General features: G+C 70.8%; 20 protein-coding genes. 9 read left to right on the top strand and 11 right to left on the bottom strand.

Annotated features, from left to right (window positions below):
• Window positions 1–12 precede the first annotated feature (12 nt).
• Together ACZ470_RS02935 and ACZ470_RS02930 are read right to left on the bottom strand one after the other, a co-directional pair.
• Window positions 13–1,023, bottom strand: a complete 1,011-nt coding sequence (locus ACZ470_RS02935; protein ID WP_468423806.1) for an aldo/keto reductase — start codon at window positions 1,021–1,023, stop codon at window positions 13–15.
• 197 nt (window positions 1,024–1,220) lie between these two features.
• Complete coding sequence (locus ACZ470_RS02930; RefSeq protein WP_468423804.1) at window positions 1,221–2,603, bottom strand: glycine--tRNA ligase; 1,383 nt, start codon at window positions 2,601–2,603, stop codon at window positions 1,221–1,223.
• Between the two features lie 161 nt (window positions 2,604–2,764).
• Here ACZ470_RS02930 and ACZ470_RS02925 point away from each other — a divergent pair, with 161 nt between their 5' ends.
• The 4 genes from ACZ470_RS02925 (at window position 2,765) to ACZ470_RS02910 (ending at window position 5,931) form a co-directional block, all read left to right on the top strand.
• Window positions 2,765–3,763 (top strand): metal ABC transporter substrate-binding protein, encoded by a 999-nt coding sequence (locus ACZ470_RS02925; protein WP_468423803.1) that lies wholly within the window; start codon window positions 2,765–2,767, stop codon window positions 3,761–3,763.
• Between the two features lie 23 nt (window positions 3,764–3,786).
• Window positions 3,787–4,554, top strand: coding sequence for a metal ABC transporter ATP-binding protein (locus tag ACZ470_RS02920; protein ID WP_468424050.1), 768 nt, complete (start codon window positions 3,787–3,789; stop codon window positions 4,552–4,554).
• Window positions 4,554–5,456 (top strand): metal ABC transporter permease, encoded by a 903-nt coding sequence (locus ACZ470_RS02915; protein WP_468423802.1) that lies wholly within the window; start codon window positions 4,554–4,556, stop codon window positions 5,454–5,456. Before ACZ470_RS02920 ends, ACZ470_RS02915 begins: the two co-directional genes overlap by 1 nt.
• 61 nt (window positions 5,457–5,517) lie before the next feature.
• Window positions 5,518–5,931 carry a Fur family transcriptional regulator gene (locus ACZ470_RS02910; protein WP_468423800.1) on the top strand — a complete coding sequence of 138 codons (414 nt, stop codon included), beginning with the start codon at window positions 5,518–5,520 and terminating at the stop codon, window positions 5,929–5,931.
• A gap of 22 nt (window positions 5,932–5,953) precedes the next feature.
• On the opposite strand, the gene ACZ470_RS02905 is transcribed toward ACZ470_RS02910, so the two are convergent.
• Genes ACZ470_RS02905 through ACZ470_RS02885 form a run of 5 tightly spaced genes read right to left on the bottom strand, consistent with a single transcriptional unit; the run spans window position 5,954 to window position 8,432 of the window.
• Complete coding sequence (locus ACZ470_RS02905; protein ID WP_468423798.1) at window positions 5,954–6,349, bottom strand: hypothetical protein; 396 nt, start codon at window positions 6,347–6,349, stop codon at window positions 5,954–5,956.
• Window positions 6,350–6,381: 32 nt separating this feature from the next.
• The gene (locus ACZ470_RS02900) at window positions 6,382–7,221 is read right to left on the bottom strand and encodes an isoprenyl transferase (protein ID WP_468423796.1); all 840 of its coding nucleotides are present in this window, start codon (window positions 7,219–7,221) and stop codon (window positions 6,382–6,384) included.
• A 21-nt stretch (window positions 7,222–7,242) separates the two neighbouring features.
• A complete protein-coding gene (gene recO / locus ACZ470_RS02895) occupies window positions 7,243–7,989 on the bottom strand; it encodes a DNA repair protein RecO (protein ID WP_125506598.1) in 747 nt (248 codons plus the stop codon).
• A 21-nt stretch (window positions 7,990–8,010) separates the two neighbouring features.
• Window positions 8,011–8,226, bottom strand: a complete 216-nt coding sequence (locus ACZ470_RS02890) for a hypothetical protein (RefSeq protein ID WP_468423794.1) — start codon at window positions 8,224–8,226, stop codon at window positions 8,011–8,013.
• Window positions 8,223–8,432, bottom strand: a complete 210-nt coding sequence (locus ACZ470_RS02885; protein ID WP_468423792.1) for a hypothetical protein — start codon at window positions 8,430–8,432, stop codon at window positions 8,223–8,225. The genes ACZ470_RS02890 and ACZ470_RS02885 overlap by 4 nt, the downstream gene beginning before the upstream one ends.
• Before the next feature lie 116 nt (window positions 8,433–8,548).
• Between ACZ470_RS02885 and ACZ470_RS02880 the strand changes: the two genes are divergently transcribed.
• Window positions 8,549–9,382: a helix-turn-helix domain-containing protein gene (locus ACZ470_RS02880; protein ID WP_468423791.1), complete on the top strand. Its 834-nt coding sequence runs from the start codon at window positions 8,549–8,551 to the stop codon at window positions 9,380–9,382.
• A complete protein-coding gene (locus ACZ470_RS02875) occupies window positions 9,364–9,648 on the top strand; it encodes a DUF397 domain-containing protein (RefSeq protein WP_468423789.1) in 285 nt (94 codons plus the stop codon). The genes ACZ470_RS02880 and ACZ470_RS02875 overlap by 19 nt, the downstream gene beginning before the upstream one ends.
• Here ACZ470_RS02875 and ACZ470_RS02870 read toward each other — a convergent pair.
• Window positions 9,617–9,877: a hypothetical protein gene (locus ACZ470_RS02870; RefSeq protein ID WP_468423787.1), complete on the bottom strand. Its 261-nt coding sequence runs from the start codon at window positions 9,875–9,877 to the stop codon at window positions 9,617–9,619. The two genes, ACZ470_RS02875 and ACZ470_RS02870, sit on opposite strands and share 32 nt — an antisense overlap.
• A gap of 207 nt (window positions 9,878–10,084) precedes the next feature.
• Here ACZ470_RS02870 and ACZ470_RS02865 point away from each other — a divergent pair, with 207 nt between their 5' ends.
• The 3 genes from ACZ470_RS02865 (at window position 10,085) to ACZ470_RS02855 (ending at window position 12,612) form a co-directional block, all read left to right on the top strand.
• Window positions 10,085–10,561 (top strand): cupin domain-containing protein, encoded by a 477-nt coding sequence (locus ACZ470_RS02865; RefSeq protein WP_468423786.1) that lies wholly within the window; start codon window positions 10,085–10,087, stop codon window positions 10,559–10,561.
• A gap of 94 nt (window positions 10,562–10,655) precedes the next feature.
• Window positions 10,656–12,149, top strand: a complete 1,494-nt coding sequence (locus ACZ470_RS02860) for an alpha/beta hydrolase (RefSeq protein ID WP_468423784.1) — start codon at window positions 10,656–10,658, stop codon at window positions 12,147–12,149.
• Between the two features lie 142 nt (window positions 12,150–12,291).
• Complete coding sequence (locus tag ACZ470_RS02855; RefSeq protein WP_468423783.1) at window positions 12,292–12,612, top strand: hypothetical protein; 321 nt, start codon at window positions 12,292–12,294, stop codon at window positions 12,610–12,612.
• A 10-nt stretch (window positions 12,613–12,622) separates the two neighbouring features.
• On the opposite strand, the gene ACZ470_RS02850 is transcribed toward ACZ470_RS02855, so the two are convergent.
• The 3 genes from ACZ470_RS02850 to ACZ470_RS02840 form a co-directional block, all read right to left on the bottom strand.
• The gene (locus ACZ470_RS02850; RefSeq protein ID WP_468423781.1) at window positions 12,623–13,285 is read right to left on the bottom strand and encodes a response regulator; all 663 of its coding nucleotides are present in this window, start codon (window positions 13,283–13,285) and stop codon (window positions 12,623–12,625) included.
• Complete coding sequence (locus ACZ470_RS02845) at window positions 13,282–14,544, bottom strand: sensor histidine kinase (protein WP_468423779.1); 1,263 nt, start codon at window positions 14,542–14,544, stop codon at window positions 13,282–13,284. Before ACZ470_RS02845 ends, ACZ470_RS02850 begins: the two co-directional genes overlap by 4 nt.
• A gap of 61 nt (window positions 14,545–14,605) precedes the next feature.
• Window positions 14,606–16,687 (bottom strand): MMPL family transporter, encoded by a 2,082-nt coding sequence (locus ACZ470_RS02840; protein ID WP_468423777.1) that lies wholly within the window; start codon window positions 16,685–16,687, stop codon window positions 14,606–14,608.
• Window positions 16,688–16,743: the final 56 nt, after the last annotated feature.

The following is a 16,743-nucleotide window of genomic DNA, read 5'->3' as shown; positions in this document are numbered from 1 at the left end:
CCGGCCCTGGTATCACTCCTTCGTGCCGAGGTGTGCCATCTGCGGCGCCGGGTAGCGGTCGCCCGCCGCCGAGCCCTCCGGCACGGCCTGCTCGATCGCCGCGAGGTCGGCCGCGTCCAGCGTGACGTCGAGCGCGCCCAGAGACTCCGTGAGCCGCTCCCGGGTGCGGGCGCCGACCAGCGGGACGATGTCCTCGCCCCGTGAGAGCACCCAGGCGATCGCGATCTGGGCGACCGAGACGCCCTTCTGCTCGGCGACCTTGCGCAGCGCCTCGACGAGGGTCAGGTTGTGCCGGAGGTTGTCGCCCTGGAAGCGGGGCGAGTGGGCCCGGAAGTCGTTGGCTCCGAGGTGCCGGTCCGCGGTGAAGTGGCCGGATATCAGGCCGCGGGAGAGGACGCCGTACGCGGTGATCGCTATGCCCAGCTCGCGGGTGGTCGGCAGGATCTGCTCCTCCATGGCCCGCGAGATCAGCGAGTACTCGATCTGGAGATCCGCGATGGGGGCGGTGGCGGCGGCCCGGCGGACGGTGTCGGCGCCGACCTCGCTCAGGCCGATGTGCCGTACGTAGCCCTTCTCGACCAGCTCGCTGATCGCGCCGACGGTCTCCTCGATCGGCACGTTCGGATCGGCTCGGGCGATGCGGTAGACGTCGATGTGGTCGACGCCGAGGCGCTGGAGGGAGTAGGCGACGAAGTTCTTGACCGCGGCCGGGCGGCCGTCGACGCCGCCCCAGTTGCCGTCCGGGTCGCGCAGCGCGCCGAACTTCACACTGACCAGCGCCCGTTCACGCAGGCCGGCCGGGGCGGTGCGGAGCGCCTCACCGATCAGCATCTCGTTGTGGCCCATGGCGTAGAAGTCGCCGGTGTCGAGCAGGGTCACCCCCGCGTCCAGGGCGGCGTGGATGGTGGCGACGGACTCGCTCCGGTCCGCCTCGCCGTACAGCGCGGACATGCCCATGCAGCCGAGGCCGAGGGCGGAGACCTGGGGTCCGGTGGTTCCAAGGGATCGCGTGTGCATCGTCATGCCTCCACGATGACATGACAGCTGACAGATTTCAATATCTGTCAGCTGTTATTTGTCACCCGCCCCGACAGCCGAGGCGCAGGAAGCACAAGAAGCACAAAAAGGCCCACCCCCCAACCGACCGAGTCGGTTGGGGGGTGGGCAGAGGTCAGGGGTCCGGGGGGCGGAGCCCCCTGGTACGCCAGACGAGACGTACGTCAGCAGCCGACGAGCCGAGCCGCCAGGTACCCCTCGATCTGGTCGAGAGACACCCGCTCCTGCTTCATGGAGTCGCGCTCACGCACGGTCACCGCGTTGTCGTCCAGCGTGTCGAAGTCGACGGTGACGCAGAACGGCGTACCGATCTCGTCCTGCCGGCGGTAACGGCGGCCGATCGCACCGGCGTCGTCGAACTCGACGTTCCAGTTCTGCCGCAGCGCCTGCGCCAGACCCTTCGCCTTCGGCGACAGCTCGGGGTTGCGGGACAGCGGGAGCACCGCGACCTTCACCGGCGCGAGACGGTGGTCGAGCCGCAGCACGGTCCGCTTCTCCATCTTGCCCTTGGCGTTGGGCGCCTCGTCCTCGACGTAGGCGTCGAGCAGGAAGGCGAGCATCGCCCGGCCGACACCGGCCGCCGGCTCGATGACGTACGGCGTCCAGTGCTCGCCGGCCTCCTGGTCGAAGTAGGCGAGCTCCTGGCCGGAGGCCTTGGAGTGGGCGGTGAGGTCGTAGTCGGTGCGGTTGGCGACGCCCTCGAGCTCACCCCACTCGCTGCCGCCGAAGCTGAAGCGGTACTCGATGTCGGCGGTGCGCTTGGAGTAGTGGGAGAGCTTCTCCTTCGGGTGCTCGTACCACCGCATGTTCTCCTCGCGCAGGCCGAGGCCGGTGTACCAGTTCCAGCGCTGCTCCATCCAGTACTCCTGCCACTTCTCGTCCTCGCCCGGCTTGACGAAGAACTCCATCTCCATCTGCTCGAACTCGCGGGTGCGGAAGATGAAGTTGCCGGGCGTGATCTCGTTGCGGAAGGACTTGCCCATCTGGGCGATGCCGAACGGCGGCTTCTTGCGCGAAGCGGTGTGCACCAGGGCGAAGTTGGTGAAGATGCCCTGGGCGGTCTCGGGACGCAGGTAGGCGATGGAGCCGCTGTCCTGGGTCGGGCCGAGGTGGGTGGAGAGCAGGCCCGAGAACTGCTTGGGCTCGGTGAAGGTGCCCTTGTTGCCGCAGTTGGGGCAGTTGAGGTCGGCGAGGCCGTTCTCCGGGGCGTGGCCCTTCTTCTCCTCGTACGCCTCCTCCAGGTGGTCCGCGCGGAACCGCTTGTGGCAGGAGGTGCACTCGGTCAGCGGGTCCGTGAACGTGGCGACGTGGCCGGAGGCCACCCACACCTCGGGGGCCAGGATGACGGACGAGTCGAGGCCGACCACGTCCTCGCGCGACGTCACCATGTAGCGCCACCACTGGCGCTTGAGGTTCTCCTTGAGCTCGACACCCAGCGGCCCGTAGTCCCAGGCGGCACGCTGGCCGCCGTAGATCTCACTGCAAGGGAATACGAAGCCACGGCGCTTGCTCAGGCTGACGATGGTGTCGATCTTGTCGGCGGCCACGGTGCTCTCTTCATTACGACGACGGGCGACGAAGCGAGATTGCTTCCAGCGAAGCCCTCAGGCTACCGGCGGGGCCTGCCCCGCGACCAATTCGGTGCCCCCTCCAGCGTCCTCACGTGCTTTGTTGACAACGGTTTCCATATTTGTTGAAAATGGGTGTCATGAACGTACGACGACATCACATATCCGCGGCCGCCCTCACCGCGGTCGCCGCCCTCGGGATCGGCACCCTCTCCGCCTGCTCCTCCGACAGCGCCGCCGCGGGCAACACCGACAAGTTCGATGTCGTCGCGTCGTTCTACCCGATGGCGTACATCGCCGAGCAGATCGGCGGCGAGCACGTCAACGTCACCAGTCTCACCGAGCCCGGCCAGGAGCCGCACGACCTGGAGATCAGCGCGAAGCAGACCGCGCAGCTCCAGGAGTCCGACGCGGCCCTCTACCTCAAGGGCCTCCAGCCCACCGTCGACGAGGCCATCGGCCAGTCCGAGGTCAAGACGAAGATCGACGCGGCGACCCTGACCTCCCTGGAGGAGCACGGAACCGAGGCCGGCGGCCACGAGGAGGGGCACGCGGACGAGCACGGCCACGAGGAAGAGCCGGCCCACGAGGACGAGCACGGCCATGAGCACGAGGGCGGCAAGGACCCCCACATCTGGCTCGACCCGGTCAAGTACGCCGAGGTCGCCGAGGGAGTCGGCAAGGCCTTCGAGAAGGCCGACCCCGACCACGCGGCCGACTACAAGAAGAACACCGAGACCCTGGTCGGCAAGCTGAACGACCTCGACAAGAAGTTCGAGACCGGCCTCGCGGACCGGAAGTCCGACGTCTTCATCACCACGCACGCCGCCTTCGGCTACCTCGCCGAGCGCTACGGCCTGACCGAGGAGGCCATCAGCGGCCTCGACCCCGAGTCCGAGCCCAGCGGGGCGCGCGTGAAGGAACTCCAGGAGATGGCCAAGGCGGACGGCGTCACCACCGTCTTCTACGAGACGCTCGTCAGCGACAAGACCGCCAAGACCCTCGCCGGCGACACCGGACTCAAGACGGACGTCCTCGACCCGATCGAGGGCATCACCGACAAGTCCCGCGGCGACGACTACATCCAGGTCATGGAAGCCAACCTCAAGGCGCTCCAGACGGCCCTGGGAGCCAAGTGACCGACGAACCACCGGAGGGCGGCATGACCGAGCCCGTCATTTCCCTGCGCGGCGTCCGCGCCGAGCTGGGCTCGCGCCCCGTCCTGCGCGGCATCGACCTCACCGTGGGCCACGGTGAGGTCGTCGCCCTGCTCGGCGCCAACGGCTCCGGCAAGTCGACCGCCGTGCGCAGCGTCATCGGCCAAGTGCCCGTCACCGCCGGTGAGATCGACCTGTTCGGCACCCCGCGGAACCGGTTCCGCGACTGGGCGCGCGTGGGGTACGTCCCGCAGCGCACCACCGCCGCGGGCGGCGTCCCGGCGACGGTGACCGAGGTCGTCTCCTCGGGCCGTCTCGCCCGCACCCGCTTCGGCCTCTTCCGCAAGGCCGACCGCGAGGCCGTACGCCAGGCCCTGGACCTCGTCGGCATGGCGGACCGGGCGAAGGACTCCGTCGACGCCCTCTCCGGCGGCCAGCACCAGCGGGTCCTGATCGCCCGCGCGCTCGCCGCCGCACCCGAACTGCTGATCATGGACGAGCCGATGGCGGGCGTCGACCTGGCCAGTCAGGAGATCCTCGCCGAGACCCTGAGGCATCAGGTCTCCGAGGGCGCCACGGTCCTCCTCGTCCTGCACGAACTGGGCCCCCTGGAGCCCCTCATCGACCGGGCGGTGGTGCTCCGCGACGGCTGCGTCGTGCACGACGGCCCGCCCCCGAAGGCGGTCGGCCAGCACGCGCTGCCCGGCCACGACCACGTACACCCGCACGCCCCCGCGGGCGCCGAACCGATCCGCACAGGACTGCTCAGCTGATGGAGATCCTCGACTACGCCTTCATGCAGCGGGCTCTGCTCGCCGCCGTCCTGGTCGGCGTCACCGCCCCCGCCGTCGGCATCTACCTGGTCCAGCGCCGCCAGGCCCTCATGGGCGACGGCATCGGTCACGTCGCCATGACCGGCGTCGGCCTCGGCTTCCTGCTGAGCTGGTCCCCGGTGTGGATGGCGACCCTGGTCTCCGTCCTCGGCGCCGTCTTCATGGAACTGGTCCGCTGGTACGCCAAGACCCGCGGCGACATCGCCCTCGCGATGCTCTTCTACGGCGGCATGGCCGGCGGCGTGATGTTCATCAACCTCGCCCCCGGCGGCTCCACCACGAACCTCTCCTCGTTCCTGTTCGGCTCACTGTCCACGGTCTCCGAGTCCGACGTGACCGCGATCTGCCTGCTGGCCGCGTTCGTCGTCGTGGTCACCGTCGGTCTGCGCCGGCAACTCTTCGCGGTCAGCCAGGACGAGGAGTTCGCACGGGTGACGGGCCTGCCGGTGCGGTTCCTGAACCTGCTCACGGCCGTCACGGCGGCGGTCACGGTCTCCGTCGCGATGCGCGTGGTCGGCCTGCTGCTGGTGAGCGCGCTGATGGTGGTGCCCGTCGCGGCGGCCCAGCAGCTCTCCCGCAGCTTCGCCGCCACCTTCGCCATCGCCGTCGCGATCGGCGTGAGCGTCACCCTGGGCGGCACGGCCACCTCGTACTACCAGGACGTGCCGCCCGGCGCGACGATCGTGCTGCTGACCATCGGCGCGTTCATCGCGCTGACCCTGCTGGCCACCCCGCTGAACCGCCGCCGCGCCCGGGCGCTGGCCGCCGCACAACCCGGCGGCGACCCGGCGGAGTGCGCGATTCCGGCCAGCCGCAAGGCCGGCAACGAGGTCGGCGCCTGACTGGTCACCGCCCGGGCTGGCACAATGGCCCGGGCAGAGCCCAGATGTGAGGAGGCATTCCGTGACGACCGCAGGACCGCCCGTGAAGGGCCGCTCCACCCGGCAGCGTGCCGCGGTGGCGGCTTGCCTTCAGGAGGTCGACGAGTTCCGCAGCGCGCAGGAGCTCCACGACATGCTCAAGCACAAGGGCGACTCGGTCGGGCTCACCACCGTCTACCGCACGCTCCAGTCCCTCGCCGACGCCGGCGAGGTCGACGTCCTGCGCACGGCCGACGGCGAGTCCGTCTACCGTCGCTGCTCCACCGGCGACCATCACCACCACCTGGTCTGCCGCACCTGCGGCAAGGCGGTCGAGGTCGAAGGCCCGGCGGTGGAGAAGTGGGCGGAAGCCATCGCAGCGGAACACGGCTACGTCAACGTCGCCCACACGGTAGAGATCTTCGGCACCTGCGCGGACTGCGCGAACGCCGGCTGAGGCCGCGGCGACGGCAGACCCGTCAGGGCAGCATGTCGCCGCGGTTCACGCAGGAGTAGGAGCCGTCGGCGTTCCTGCCCACACTGTCGTGGGACCAGCAGTGCAGCATCGGCGCGAGCGTCCACAGCCGTGCCGCGACCAGGAAACCGATGACCGCGACGGCCGCCCACCCCGCTCCGGACCGTCGCCCGGCCAGCGCCAGTCCGCAGGCGGCGAGCAGCACGGCGAACACCAGCAGGTACACGGCGACCGGCGCGAGGTTCTCCCGCAGCCCCGGGAAGGACTCCATCTCCACCGTGCTGCCGAAACCGAGCAGCACGGCCGGCACCGCCAGGGCGAAGACGGCCGCCGCCGCACACCCGCGCGCGGCACGGGAAGCGGTGCGGCCTCCAGTCGTGTCCCGCCCCTGGTGATCCATGAGGCGGAACCCTAACGTCAAGCGGCCCCGCGTCAGCCGCCCGGCTGTTCGCCCTCCATGGCCAGCAGCTCCTCGTTCGGGATCGCCCCACCGAACCGCCGGTCCCGGGACGCGAATTCCAGACACGCCCGCCACAGATCACGCCGGTCGAAGTCCGGCCACAGCACGTCCTGGAAGACCATCTCGGCGTACGCGCTCTGCCACAGCAGATAGTTCGACGTCCGCTGCTCACCGCTGGGCCGCAGGAACAGGTCCACATCCGGCATGTCCGGGTAGTACATGTACTTCTGGAGCGTCTTCTCGTTGACCTTCGACGGATCGAGCCGCCCGGCCTTCACATCCTCGGCCAGCGCCTGCGCGGCGTCCGCGATCTCCGCCCGCCCGCCGTAGTTCATGCAGAAGTACAGCGTCAGCCGGTCGTTGTCCTTCGTCTGCTCCTGGGCGACCTGGAGCTCCTTGGCCACCGACTTCCACAGCTTGGGCATCCGCCCGACCCACCGCACCCGCACGCCCAGCTCGTCGAGCGTGTCACGCGTCTTGCGGATGAAGTCCCGGTTGAAGTTCATCAGGAAGCGCACCTCGTCCGGCGACCGCTTCCAGTTCTCGGTGGAGAAGGCGTACAGCGAGATCGCCCCCACGCCCATCTCGATCCCGCCCTGGAGCACGTCCAGCACCCGCTCGGCACCGACCTTGTGCCCCTCGGTACGTGGCAGCCCCCGCTCCTTCGCCCAGCGCCCGTTGCCGTCCATGACGATCGCCACATGGTTCGGGACCAGCTCACCGGGGATCTTCGGAGGCCGCGCGCCCGACGGATGCGGTTCCGGCGTCCTGTACTCCCGGCGCTGACGCCCCAGGAACCCGCGTACCACCATGTGTCTCTCGTCTCCTTGTGCCTACTTCTCGACGTACCGCAGCGAGCGCAGCCCGCGCTCCAGATGCCAGTGCAGGTAGGCGGACACCAGCCCGCTCCCCTCCCGGACGTACCGGGCCTCGCACGCGTCCGCGGTCTCCCAGTCTCCCGTAAGCAGCGCTCCGAGGAGTTCCAGGGCCTGCGGCGAGGGTACGACGCTGCCGGGCACCCGGCAGTCCGGGCAGATGGAGCCGCCCGACGCGACCGAGAAGAACCGGTTGGGTCCGGGCATGCCGCACTTCGCGCAGTCGGTGAAGCTGGGCGCGTACCCGTTGACGGCGAGGGAGCGCAGCAGGAACGCGTCGAGCACGAGATGCGGCGCGTGCTCGCCCCGCGCGAGCGTCCGCAGGGCCCCGACCAGCAGCAGGTACTGCTGCACGGCCGGCTCGCCCTCGTGGTCGGTGAACCGCTCGGCCGTCTCCAGCATGGCCGTACCGGCGGTGTAGCGCGCGTAGTCCGTCACGATCCCGCCGCCGTACGGCGCGATCGTCTCGCTCTGCGTGCACAGCGGCAGGCCGCGGCCGATCAGCTCGCTGCCCTTGGAGAAGAACTGCACGTCCACGTGCGAGAACGGTTCGAGGCGCGCACCGAACTTCGACTTCGTCCGGCGCACGCCCCTCGCCACAGCGCGTACCCGCCCGTGACCGCGCGTGAGCAATGTGATGATCCGGTCCGCCTCACCCAGCTTCTGGGTGCGCAGCACGATGCCGTCGTCGCGGAACAGACTCATGGCATCCATTGTCGCTTACGTTCACGGCACCTCGCCGCGACTGCGGGCATTGGCGTAGGCCGTCGCCGCGCGCAGCCGCTCGGCAGCGGTCGCCCGCCGTACGACGTCGGGGTCGGCGTCCCACTCGCGGCCGCCGCCGTACGGTCTCAGCTGGACGTAGGGCCCCTCATGCCCCATGACGATGCCGATCCGCTCGGTCCCGGTGTCCACGACGTACTCACCGACGGGCGGCTTCATCGCAGCACCGCCGCGGCGATCCGACGCGCGGTCTCCACGGAACACCGCCCCAATTCGATGAGTGGACAGGGCGCCTCCCGCGCAAGACTCACCGGGTCCAGCCCCAGTGACGGCAGTGAAATTCCGGCCTTCGCGAGTGCCGCCCGCAATTCCTTCACCACTTCCTCCGCTTCTTCGACGCAGAGCGCCGAGTGTTGTGCCGTCACGCTGATTCCCTTCCCTTTCGGGTTTCACTCTTCGTATCCCAACAGTGACGGTAAGTGTCTAGAGTGTGAAGGGGTTCGCGCTCTACAAGCGCGGGGCTGTACAAGGGGGTTGAGCAATGGCCAACGGTTCGCGTCAGGCGGCGTGGGAGTTCTTCGGTGCGGAACTGAAACGACGGCGGGAGGACGCGGGGTTCACCCAGGTGGAGCTGGGGACGAGGGTCTTCGTCTCCGGCGGCTACATCGGCCAGTTCGAACAGGCCATTCGGAAACCGCAATTGGATGTCGCCCAGCGGATCGATGGGGTGCTGCAAACCGACGGTATTTTCGAGCGGCTGTGCAGGAAGCTGATTGACGACCGGCGGTACGCGGATTACTTCGCGAAGGCGGCGGAGCTGGAAGCTTTGGCGACGAAGATCTGCGACTTCGCACCCGCGCTCGTACCGGGCCTGTTGCAGACGCCGGAGTACGCGAGGTCAGTCACGCTGGCAATGAATCCATTCGCGTCGGACGAGTACATCGAAGACAAGGTGTCCGGCCGAATGGAGCGCCAGCGCCTCCTCAGGGACGCGGCACGCCCCATCTACTGGGTCGTCCTTCACGAGCACGTGCTGCGCATTCCGGTCGGCGGTGCCGGCGGCATGGCACGCCAATTGAAGCACGTGGCAGCGCTCGCGCGGGAGCGAACGGTGTTGGTGCAGGTGTTGCCGTACAACGTCGGCGCGTACGCGGTCATGAACGGAACGCTGCGGCTCATGGAGTTCGAGGACGCGCCGCCAACGGCCTATACAGAGGCCGTGTATTCGGGGAACTTGCTGGACGATCCGGCTGTGGTGAAGCGGGCGACCGCGACATACGATCTGATCAGGGCCGCCGCGCTTCCGCCGGAAGCGTCCTTGGCTCTGATCGAGTCGGCAGCGGAGGACTTCAGACGATGCGAGAGTACGAGCTGAGCAACGCACGCTGGCGCAGGAGCAGTTACAGCGACGGCAACGGCGGCGAGTGCGTCGAAGTCGCGTACGACTTCCCCGGCGCCGCCCGCTGGCGCAAGAGCACATACAGCGGCGGCGACGGCGCCGAGGACTGCCTCGAAGTCGCCGACGGAGTCCCCGGCGTCGTCCCCCTCCGGGACAGCAAGCTGGACGCCGGTCCAGTGATCGTCGTCGGAGCGACCGCCTGGGCGGCGTTCATATGCGACGTGGGTGCGTCGCGCGGCTGACGCCGATGACGGCGCCGGCGGCCGCGGACGCGTGGCCGACATAGGCGAGGAAGTGCCCGCTGCCGGTCGTGGCGTCGATGAGCACGCCCACGAGCGCGCCCACGACGAAGCCCGCCCAGGCACCGATCAGGGCACCCACGAGGGCGCGCGTCGACGACTTGCGGTACCAGGCGGTCGCCGCGGCGACGAGCAGGGCGATCAGCGTGACGGAGAGCGTGGGCATCAGCATGCTTCCAGCGTCCGCGCGTCCGGGCCCGCACTCATCGGGGACGTCCCCGAGCTCCCCCTGCCCGCTCCCCTAGGGGCAGCTCCCGAGGAGCTGCGGTCCCCGAGACGTACGTCGTCCGCCCAGCCCCTTTCGGGCTTCCGCACGATGCCCCGAGTGCCTTCGTGCGCGAGAGTCTCCGTACGGACACCGCGTCGGAAGGGGAACCCCATGTCGTATCCGGAGCCGCGCTACCTGGGTGAGAAGGGCGAGGTCAACGCCCTGTTCAGGGGCGCCGACACCCCGCCCGACATCGTCTCGGCGAACGGCGCCACCCACTACGTCGCCAGTCATGAGACCACGGGCGGCGAGTTCGGGCTCTACAAGGTCGACATGGGGCCGAAGGCGCCCGGCCCGACGACGCACTTCCACCGGACGATCTCCGAGTCCTTCTACGTCCTCTCGGGCGAGGTCAGCCTCTACAACGGCGAGCGCTGGATCACCGGCCGCCAGGGTGACTTCCTGTACGTGCCGGTCGGCGGGCTGCACGCCTTCAGGAACGACAGCGACGCCCCGGTGTCGATGCTGCTGCTGTTCTCGCCGGGCGCGCCGCGCGAGGAGTACTTCGAGCGGGTCGCCGAGTTCGCGCAGCGGGGTGGGGAGGAGCTGCGGGAGTTCCAGGTCCGGCACGACAGCTACTTCATCTGACGCGGGCCCCCGCCTGTCAGGGGGGCAACCCCCAGTAAAAACAGGGCTGTTGCCCGGATGTGGTTGGGGCCGCGCTGAGACCAAGCTCATCCGCATGACATCGATCACGCGCAACACCGCGCTCACCGCCGTGCCCGCCGCGCTCCTCGTCGCCCTGCTCCCACCGCTGACCGCCCATGGCGCCCCCGGGCCCGATCACACGCCCCGGCCGGCGCTCGCCTGGGGGGCCTGCGAGGGGGGTGTCGACCCTCGTCAGGAGTGCGCCACCCTTGACGTCCCCATGGACTACGCGAACCCGTACGGCCCGCAGATCTCCCTCGCCCTGTCGCGGATCCGCGCCGAGGACGACCGGGCGCGGCGCGGCGCCCTGTTCCTCATCGCCGGCGGGCCCGGCGGCTCCAGCCTCAACGACCCGTCCCGCAAGGGGCAGAAGCTGCCGCAGGACGTGCGCGACCAGTACGACCTGATCGGCTTCGCGCCGCGCGGCGTCTCCCCCTCCACCTCCGTCGACTGCGGCCTGGACCACGCCGACCTGGCCACCTCCAAGCTCCGCCCCTGGCCCGCCCCGGACGGCTCGATCGACGAGAACCTGGCCACCTCCGAGCGCATCGCGGCCACCTGCGTACGCAACGCCGGTGACCTGATCCGCCACCTCAGCACGGCGAACAACGCCCGGGACCTCGACCGCGTCCGGGCCGCGCTCGGCGAGCGGAAGATCTCGGCGTGGGCGGTGTCGTACGGGACGTACGTCGGGAGCGTCTACGGCCAGCTGTTCCCGCACCGGACGGATCGGATCGTGCTGGACAGCAACGACAACCCCGACCCGACCCTGGTGGCCCGCGGCTGGCTCGCCGCCCACGAGCAGGGGGTCGAGGACACGTTCCCGCACTTCGCCGCGTGGGCGTCGGCGCCCGGGAACCCGGACCGGGTGGCGGAGACGGCCGCCGAGGTGCGTCCGCTGTTCCTGCGGCTCGCCGCCCGGCTCGACCGCGAGCCGATCCCGTGGCCCGGGGCCAACCCCGAGGAGCTGAACGGAAACGTGCTGCGCCAGACCATGCTGGACACCTTCTACCGGCCCGCCACCTACCCGACCCTCGCGAAGCTGATGCGCGCGGCACAGGCCGGCACCGTACCGCCCGCGCCGGCCGCCCCGCCGGAGTCGGTGCTCCAGAACGTGACCGCCGTCGGTGTGGGGACGCTCTGCAACGACGTGGCCTGGCCCAAGTCGGCCGCCGTGTACGAGAAGGGTGTCGCGGAGAGCCGGGCCAAGTACCCGCTCACCGCCGGAATGCCGCGCAACGTGATGCCGTGCGCCGACTGGCCGTACCCGCCGCGCGAGGAGCCGGTGCGGATCACCGACCGGGGGCCGTCCAACATCCTGCTCGTCCAGAACGAGCGGGACGTCGCGACCCCGCTCAGCGGTGCGCTGAAGCTGCGGGAGGTGCTCGGCCGACGGGCGGTCATGGTCACGGTGAACTCCACCGGGCACGACGCCTACCTCGACAACGGCAACGCGTGCGGCGACCACACGGTCTCCCACTTCCTCGCCACCGGCGAACGCCCCGCGCAGGACACGTACTGCCGCTAGGGGCGCCTCGGGGCGTTCGTCCGACCGGACGATGAGCTGTCGATGACGCCGTTGGCGTGACGTTTCGGCGCGGTCGCAACCGGGGCTCCCGCAACCGGGCTCCTGTCCTGAAGAACCGACACCTCTTGGTGAGGAGACCGACATGACCGCGACCGCTTTCGAGTACGGCCCGAACCATGCCTTCGTCGACCCCTACGCCGTCCCGGACGGCACGGACACCGTCCGGTGGCCCCCGGCGGGCGGACAGCCGGACGGCGACTACCTGCTGGCCCCGCCCAACCCGGCCGAACGCCTCGACACCGCCCTCGACCCGCGCGACCGGCGGCGGCTGGAGCTCCACGCCGCCCTGACCGCCGCCGGTATCCCGCCGCGCCCCGAGGACCGCGAGGCCATCGAGAGCCTGAGCGCCCTGTCCGGCAGCATCAACACCACCATCCAGCGCTGGCTGCACCACACGCTGTGAGCCGCCCGGCTCAGGGGCTGCCCGGCGCCACCAGCCCCGACTCGTAGGCCACGATCACCAGTTGAGCCCGGTCCCGGGCCCCGAGCTTGCCCATGGTCCGGCTGACGTGGGTCTTCGCGGTGAGCGGGCTCAGGCCCAGCGACTCCGCGATCTCGGTGTTGTTCAGGCCGCGCGCGACCAGTGTGAGCACCTCGCGTTCGCGGTCCGACAGGCACTCGGGGCCGGCGGCGACCGGCGCGGCCGGGCTGCGCAGGAAACGTTCGATGAGCCGGGCCGTGGGGCCCGGGGAGAGCAGCGCCTCGCCGGCCGCCACCGTGCGGATGGCGTCGAGGAGTTCGGCCGGTCTGGTGTCCTTCACCAGGAAGCCGGAGGCGCCGGCGCGCAGCGCGTCCACGATGTTCTCGTCGGTGTCGTAGGTGGTGAGGACGAGGACCCTGACCCCCGCCAGGTCGTCGTCGGCGGCGATCAGACGGGTCGCCTCGATGCCGTCGAGGTCGGGCATGCGGATGTCCATCACGACGAGGTCGGCGCGTTCGCTGCGGGCCAGCTCCGCCGCCTGCCGGCCGGTGGCGGCCTGGCCGACGACCTCCATGTCGGGCGCCGACTCGACGAGCAGCGCGAACGCCTCCCGTACGAGGGTCTGGTCGTCGGCGAGCAGCACGCGGATGGTCATCCGGTGGTCCCTTCCCTGGTCGCGGTCGTCAGCGGCAGGGTCGCGACCACCTGGAAGCCGCCACCCGCGCGTGGCCCGGCGTCGAGTGTGCCACCCACGCTGCGGGCCCGTTCACGCATGCCGACGAGACCGAAACCGGGGGTGCCGCCGGGAGTGGGGCCGGTACCGTCGTCGGTGACGGACAGGTGCAGGGTGCCGCCCTCCTCGCGCAGGTCGACGCGGACCGCCGGTTCGGGGCCGGCGTGCCGCACGGCGTTGGTCAGCGCCTCCTGCACGAGACGATAGGCGGCGGCGCCGACGGCGGGCGGTACGGGACCCGCCACCCGGACGTCCGGCTCCACGCGGGCGCCGGCGAGGCGCGCCGCCTCCACCAGGTCGGGTACGCCGTCGAGGCCGGCCAGCGGCCCGCGCGCGTCCACGGGGCCGCCGTTGTCGCGCAGCACCTCCAGGGTCGTACGGAGTTCACCGCGGGCCGTCCGGCAGGTCCCGGCGATGTCGTCGAGGGCCTTGGCGAGGGTCTCCCGGTCGAGGCGTCCGGGGTCGGCGGCCAGGACGTGCGCGGCCACGGAGGTCTGCACGCCGATGAGGGTGATGCTGTGGGCGAGGAGGTCGTGCAGGTCACGGGCGATGCGCAGCCGCTCCTCGGCGACCCGGCGGCGGGCCTCCTCCTCCCGCGTGCGTTCGGCCCGCTCGGCGCGTTCCACGATGGCGGTGACGTACTGGCGGTAGAAGCGGACGTCGACGCCGAGGAAGAGCACGGCGACGACCCAGCCGGTGATGCGGACCAACTCCACGAACCCGTCGGGGTTGGTGACGGCGTTCATGGTGAGGGTCAGGCCGATGACGGCGGTGCCGATGAACAGGGTGCGGCGCGGTGGGCCGGTCGCGGCGACGGTGTAGAGGGCGATCATGGTCGCGACCACGGGCGCGCTGTGGTTGTTGTCGAAGGCGTGGTACGGGCCGACCACGGCCACCATCAGCAGCATGACGAGCAGCGGGCGCCGCCGCCGCCACGCCAGCGGCACATGGCCGGCGAGCAGCAGCGTCCAGCCGAGCGCGTCGGGCCGGCGGCCGTGGTCGACGAGCAGGGCGAGGGCGGTGGCGAGCAAGGCGGCGCACGCGGCGAGGATCGCGTCGTTGCGGACGGCGTGCGGGGCGGTCAGGGGGTCGCGGTTGATCGCCGCCATGATCCGCTCGCCGGTGCGGGGGCGTTCCGCCGCTGCCGTGGGGCTCGCTGTCGTCGTGGGCACGGGGTCCATCCTCCGGGAGGAGGGCGCCCCTCCGGGAGGGAGGGGCGCCCTTGGTCGGCAGGCGGTCGGGCTACACCGGTTCCGGCTGTCGTTCGCGCGGGGCCTGCTCCGGAGCCCGGGACAGCCTGCCGGGCCACCACATCCAGCGGCGCAGCAGCACGCTCGCCGTGGTGACCAGGTAGGTGCGGACGAGGAAGGTGTCGAGGAGGACGCCGACCGCGATGACGAAGCCGAGTTCGACCAGCCCCACCAGCGGCAGGGTGGTGAGTACGGCGAAGGTCGCGGCGAGGACGACACCGGCGGAGGCGATGACCCCGCCCGTGGTGCGCAGCGCGGTGAGGGCGGCGGCCTGGGGTTCGGCGCCGTTCAGGGACTCCTCCCGCATCCGGTGCATGAGGAAGATGCCGTAGTCGACGCCGAGGGCGACCAGGAAGACGAAGGACAACAGTCCCAGTCCGGGGTCGGTGCCGGCGAAGCCGAGCAGCGGCTCGAAGACCAGTCCCCCGATGCCGAGGGCCGCGCCCCAGACGGCGACGACCGCGGCGAGCAGCAGCAGGGGTGCGACGAGGCTGCGCAGCAGGACCACGAGGATCCCGAACACGGCGGTGAGCACCAGCGGCACGATCACCTTGCGGTCCCGGGACTCGCTGTCGGCGAGGTCGAGCCGCTGCGCGCTGGGGCCGCCGACGTAGGCGCCGTGGTCGCCGTCGAGTCCGTCGCGCAGGGCCTCGATGGTGCGGGTCTCGCCCGCCGTCTCGGGGGCGGCGGTGGCGAACACGGAGATCTCCGTCCAGCCCTCGCCGCTGCGTCCGGCGACGGCGTCGGCGACGCCCTCGGTGGAGCGGGCCTGCTCCAGGACGGCTTCCGTCCGGTCGGTGGGCGCCATCACGGTGAGGGGCTGGCTGCTGCGCTCGGGATACTCCCGCGCCAGGGTCTGCATCGCGGTGATGGACTCGGGCCGGTCGGTGAAGGAGTCCTCCTGCTTGAGGTCGCCGGTGAGGTTGAGGGTGCCGAGGGCGAGGGCGCCGAGGAGGAGACCGCCGCCCGCGAGGACGGCGGCGGGGCGGCGGGCGGCCGAGGTGCCCATGGCGGCGAACAGGGACCGCCGCGCCTTGGGCGCGCTGCCGAAGGCGGGGATCATCGGCCAGAACACGCGGCGGCCGAGCAGGACGAGGACCGCGGGCAGGAGGGTGGTCATCGCGACCAGCGCGGCGAGCACCCCGATCATGCCGACCGGGCCCATGCCGCTGCTGCTGTTGAGGTCGGCGGCGAGCAGGCACAGCAGTCCGGCGGCGACGGTGCCGGAGGAGGCGAGGATCGCCGGCCCGCAGCCGCGCAGCGCGGCCCGCATCGCGTCGTACGGGCGTTCGTGGCGGCGCAGTTCCTCGCGGTACCGGGAGACGAGCAACAGCGCGTAGTCGGTGCCCGCGCCGAGGACGAGGACGGTCATGATGCCGCCGCTCTGCCCGGTGATGGTGACGTCGAAGAGTTCGTGCATGCCGTATCCGGCGGCCATCGCGAGGGCGGCGGCGACGCCCGCGACGGCGAGCGGGACCAGCCAGAGGAACGGACTGCGGTAGATCACCACGAGCAGCACGGTGACGACGCCGAGGGTGGCGTACAGCAGGGTGCCGTCGATGGTCTCGAAGACCTTGCCCATGTCGGTGTTGAGGGCGCCGGGTCCGCCGACCTCGACGCTCAGCCCGCCGCTGTCGTCGGTGATCTCGCGCACCCCGTCGACGAACGCGTTCCGGGCCTCCTCGTCCTGGCCCGGCTGGGTGCTGGAGACCGGGTACATGAGGGTGCTGCCGTCCTCGGAGGGGATGCCCCGAGGGGTGTCCGTCAGGTCGTACGCGCCCTCGACCTCGGCGACCTGTTCGGCGGCGGCCTGCCGGTCGGCGGCGCTCAGTCCCCCGTCCCGGTGGTAGACCAGCACCAGGTCGGTGGACTCGCCGCCGGGCAACTCGTCCTGGATGCGGGCCACCTGGGTGGAGTCGGCGCTGTCCGGCAGATAGTCGACGGCCCGGTTCTGCTGGACCTCGCTGAACTTGCCGGCGAGCGGCCCGACGAGCACGAGCGCGGCCAGCCACAGGCCGACCACCGCCCAGGGCACGACGCGTCGTCGCCGTGTCGGTGTCCTTGCGTCCCCCATGAGACTTCGCTCCTCTTCCGGTGGGTGTCTGGTTCGGTCTCCAGACTCCCGGCGGA

The sequence above is a fragment of the Streptomyces sp. NPDC031111 genome, from assembly GCF_055570675.1.
Note: the sequence above shows the minus strand (reverse complement) of the source record. Positions and strands in the feature narration are given on the sequence as shown.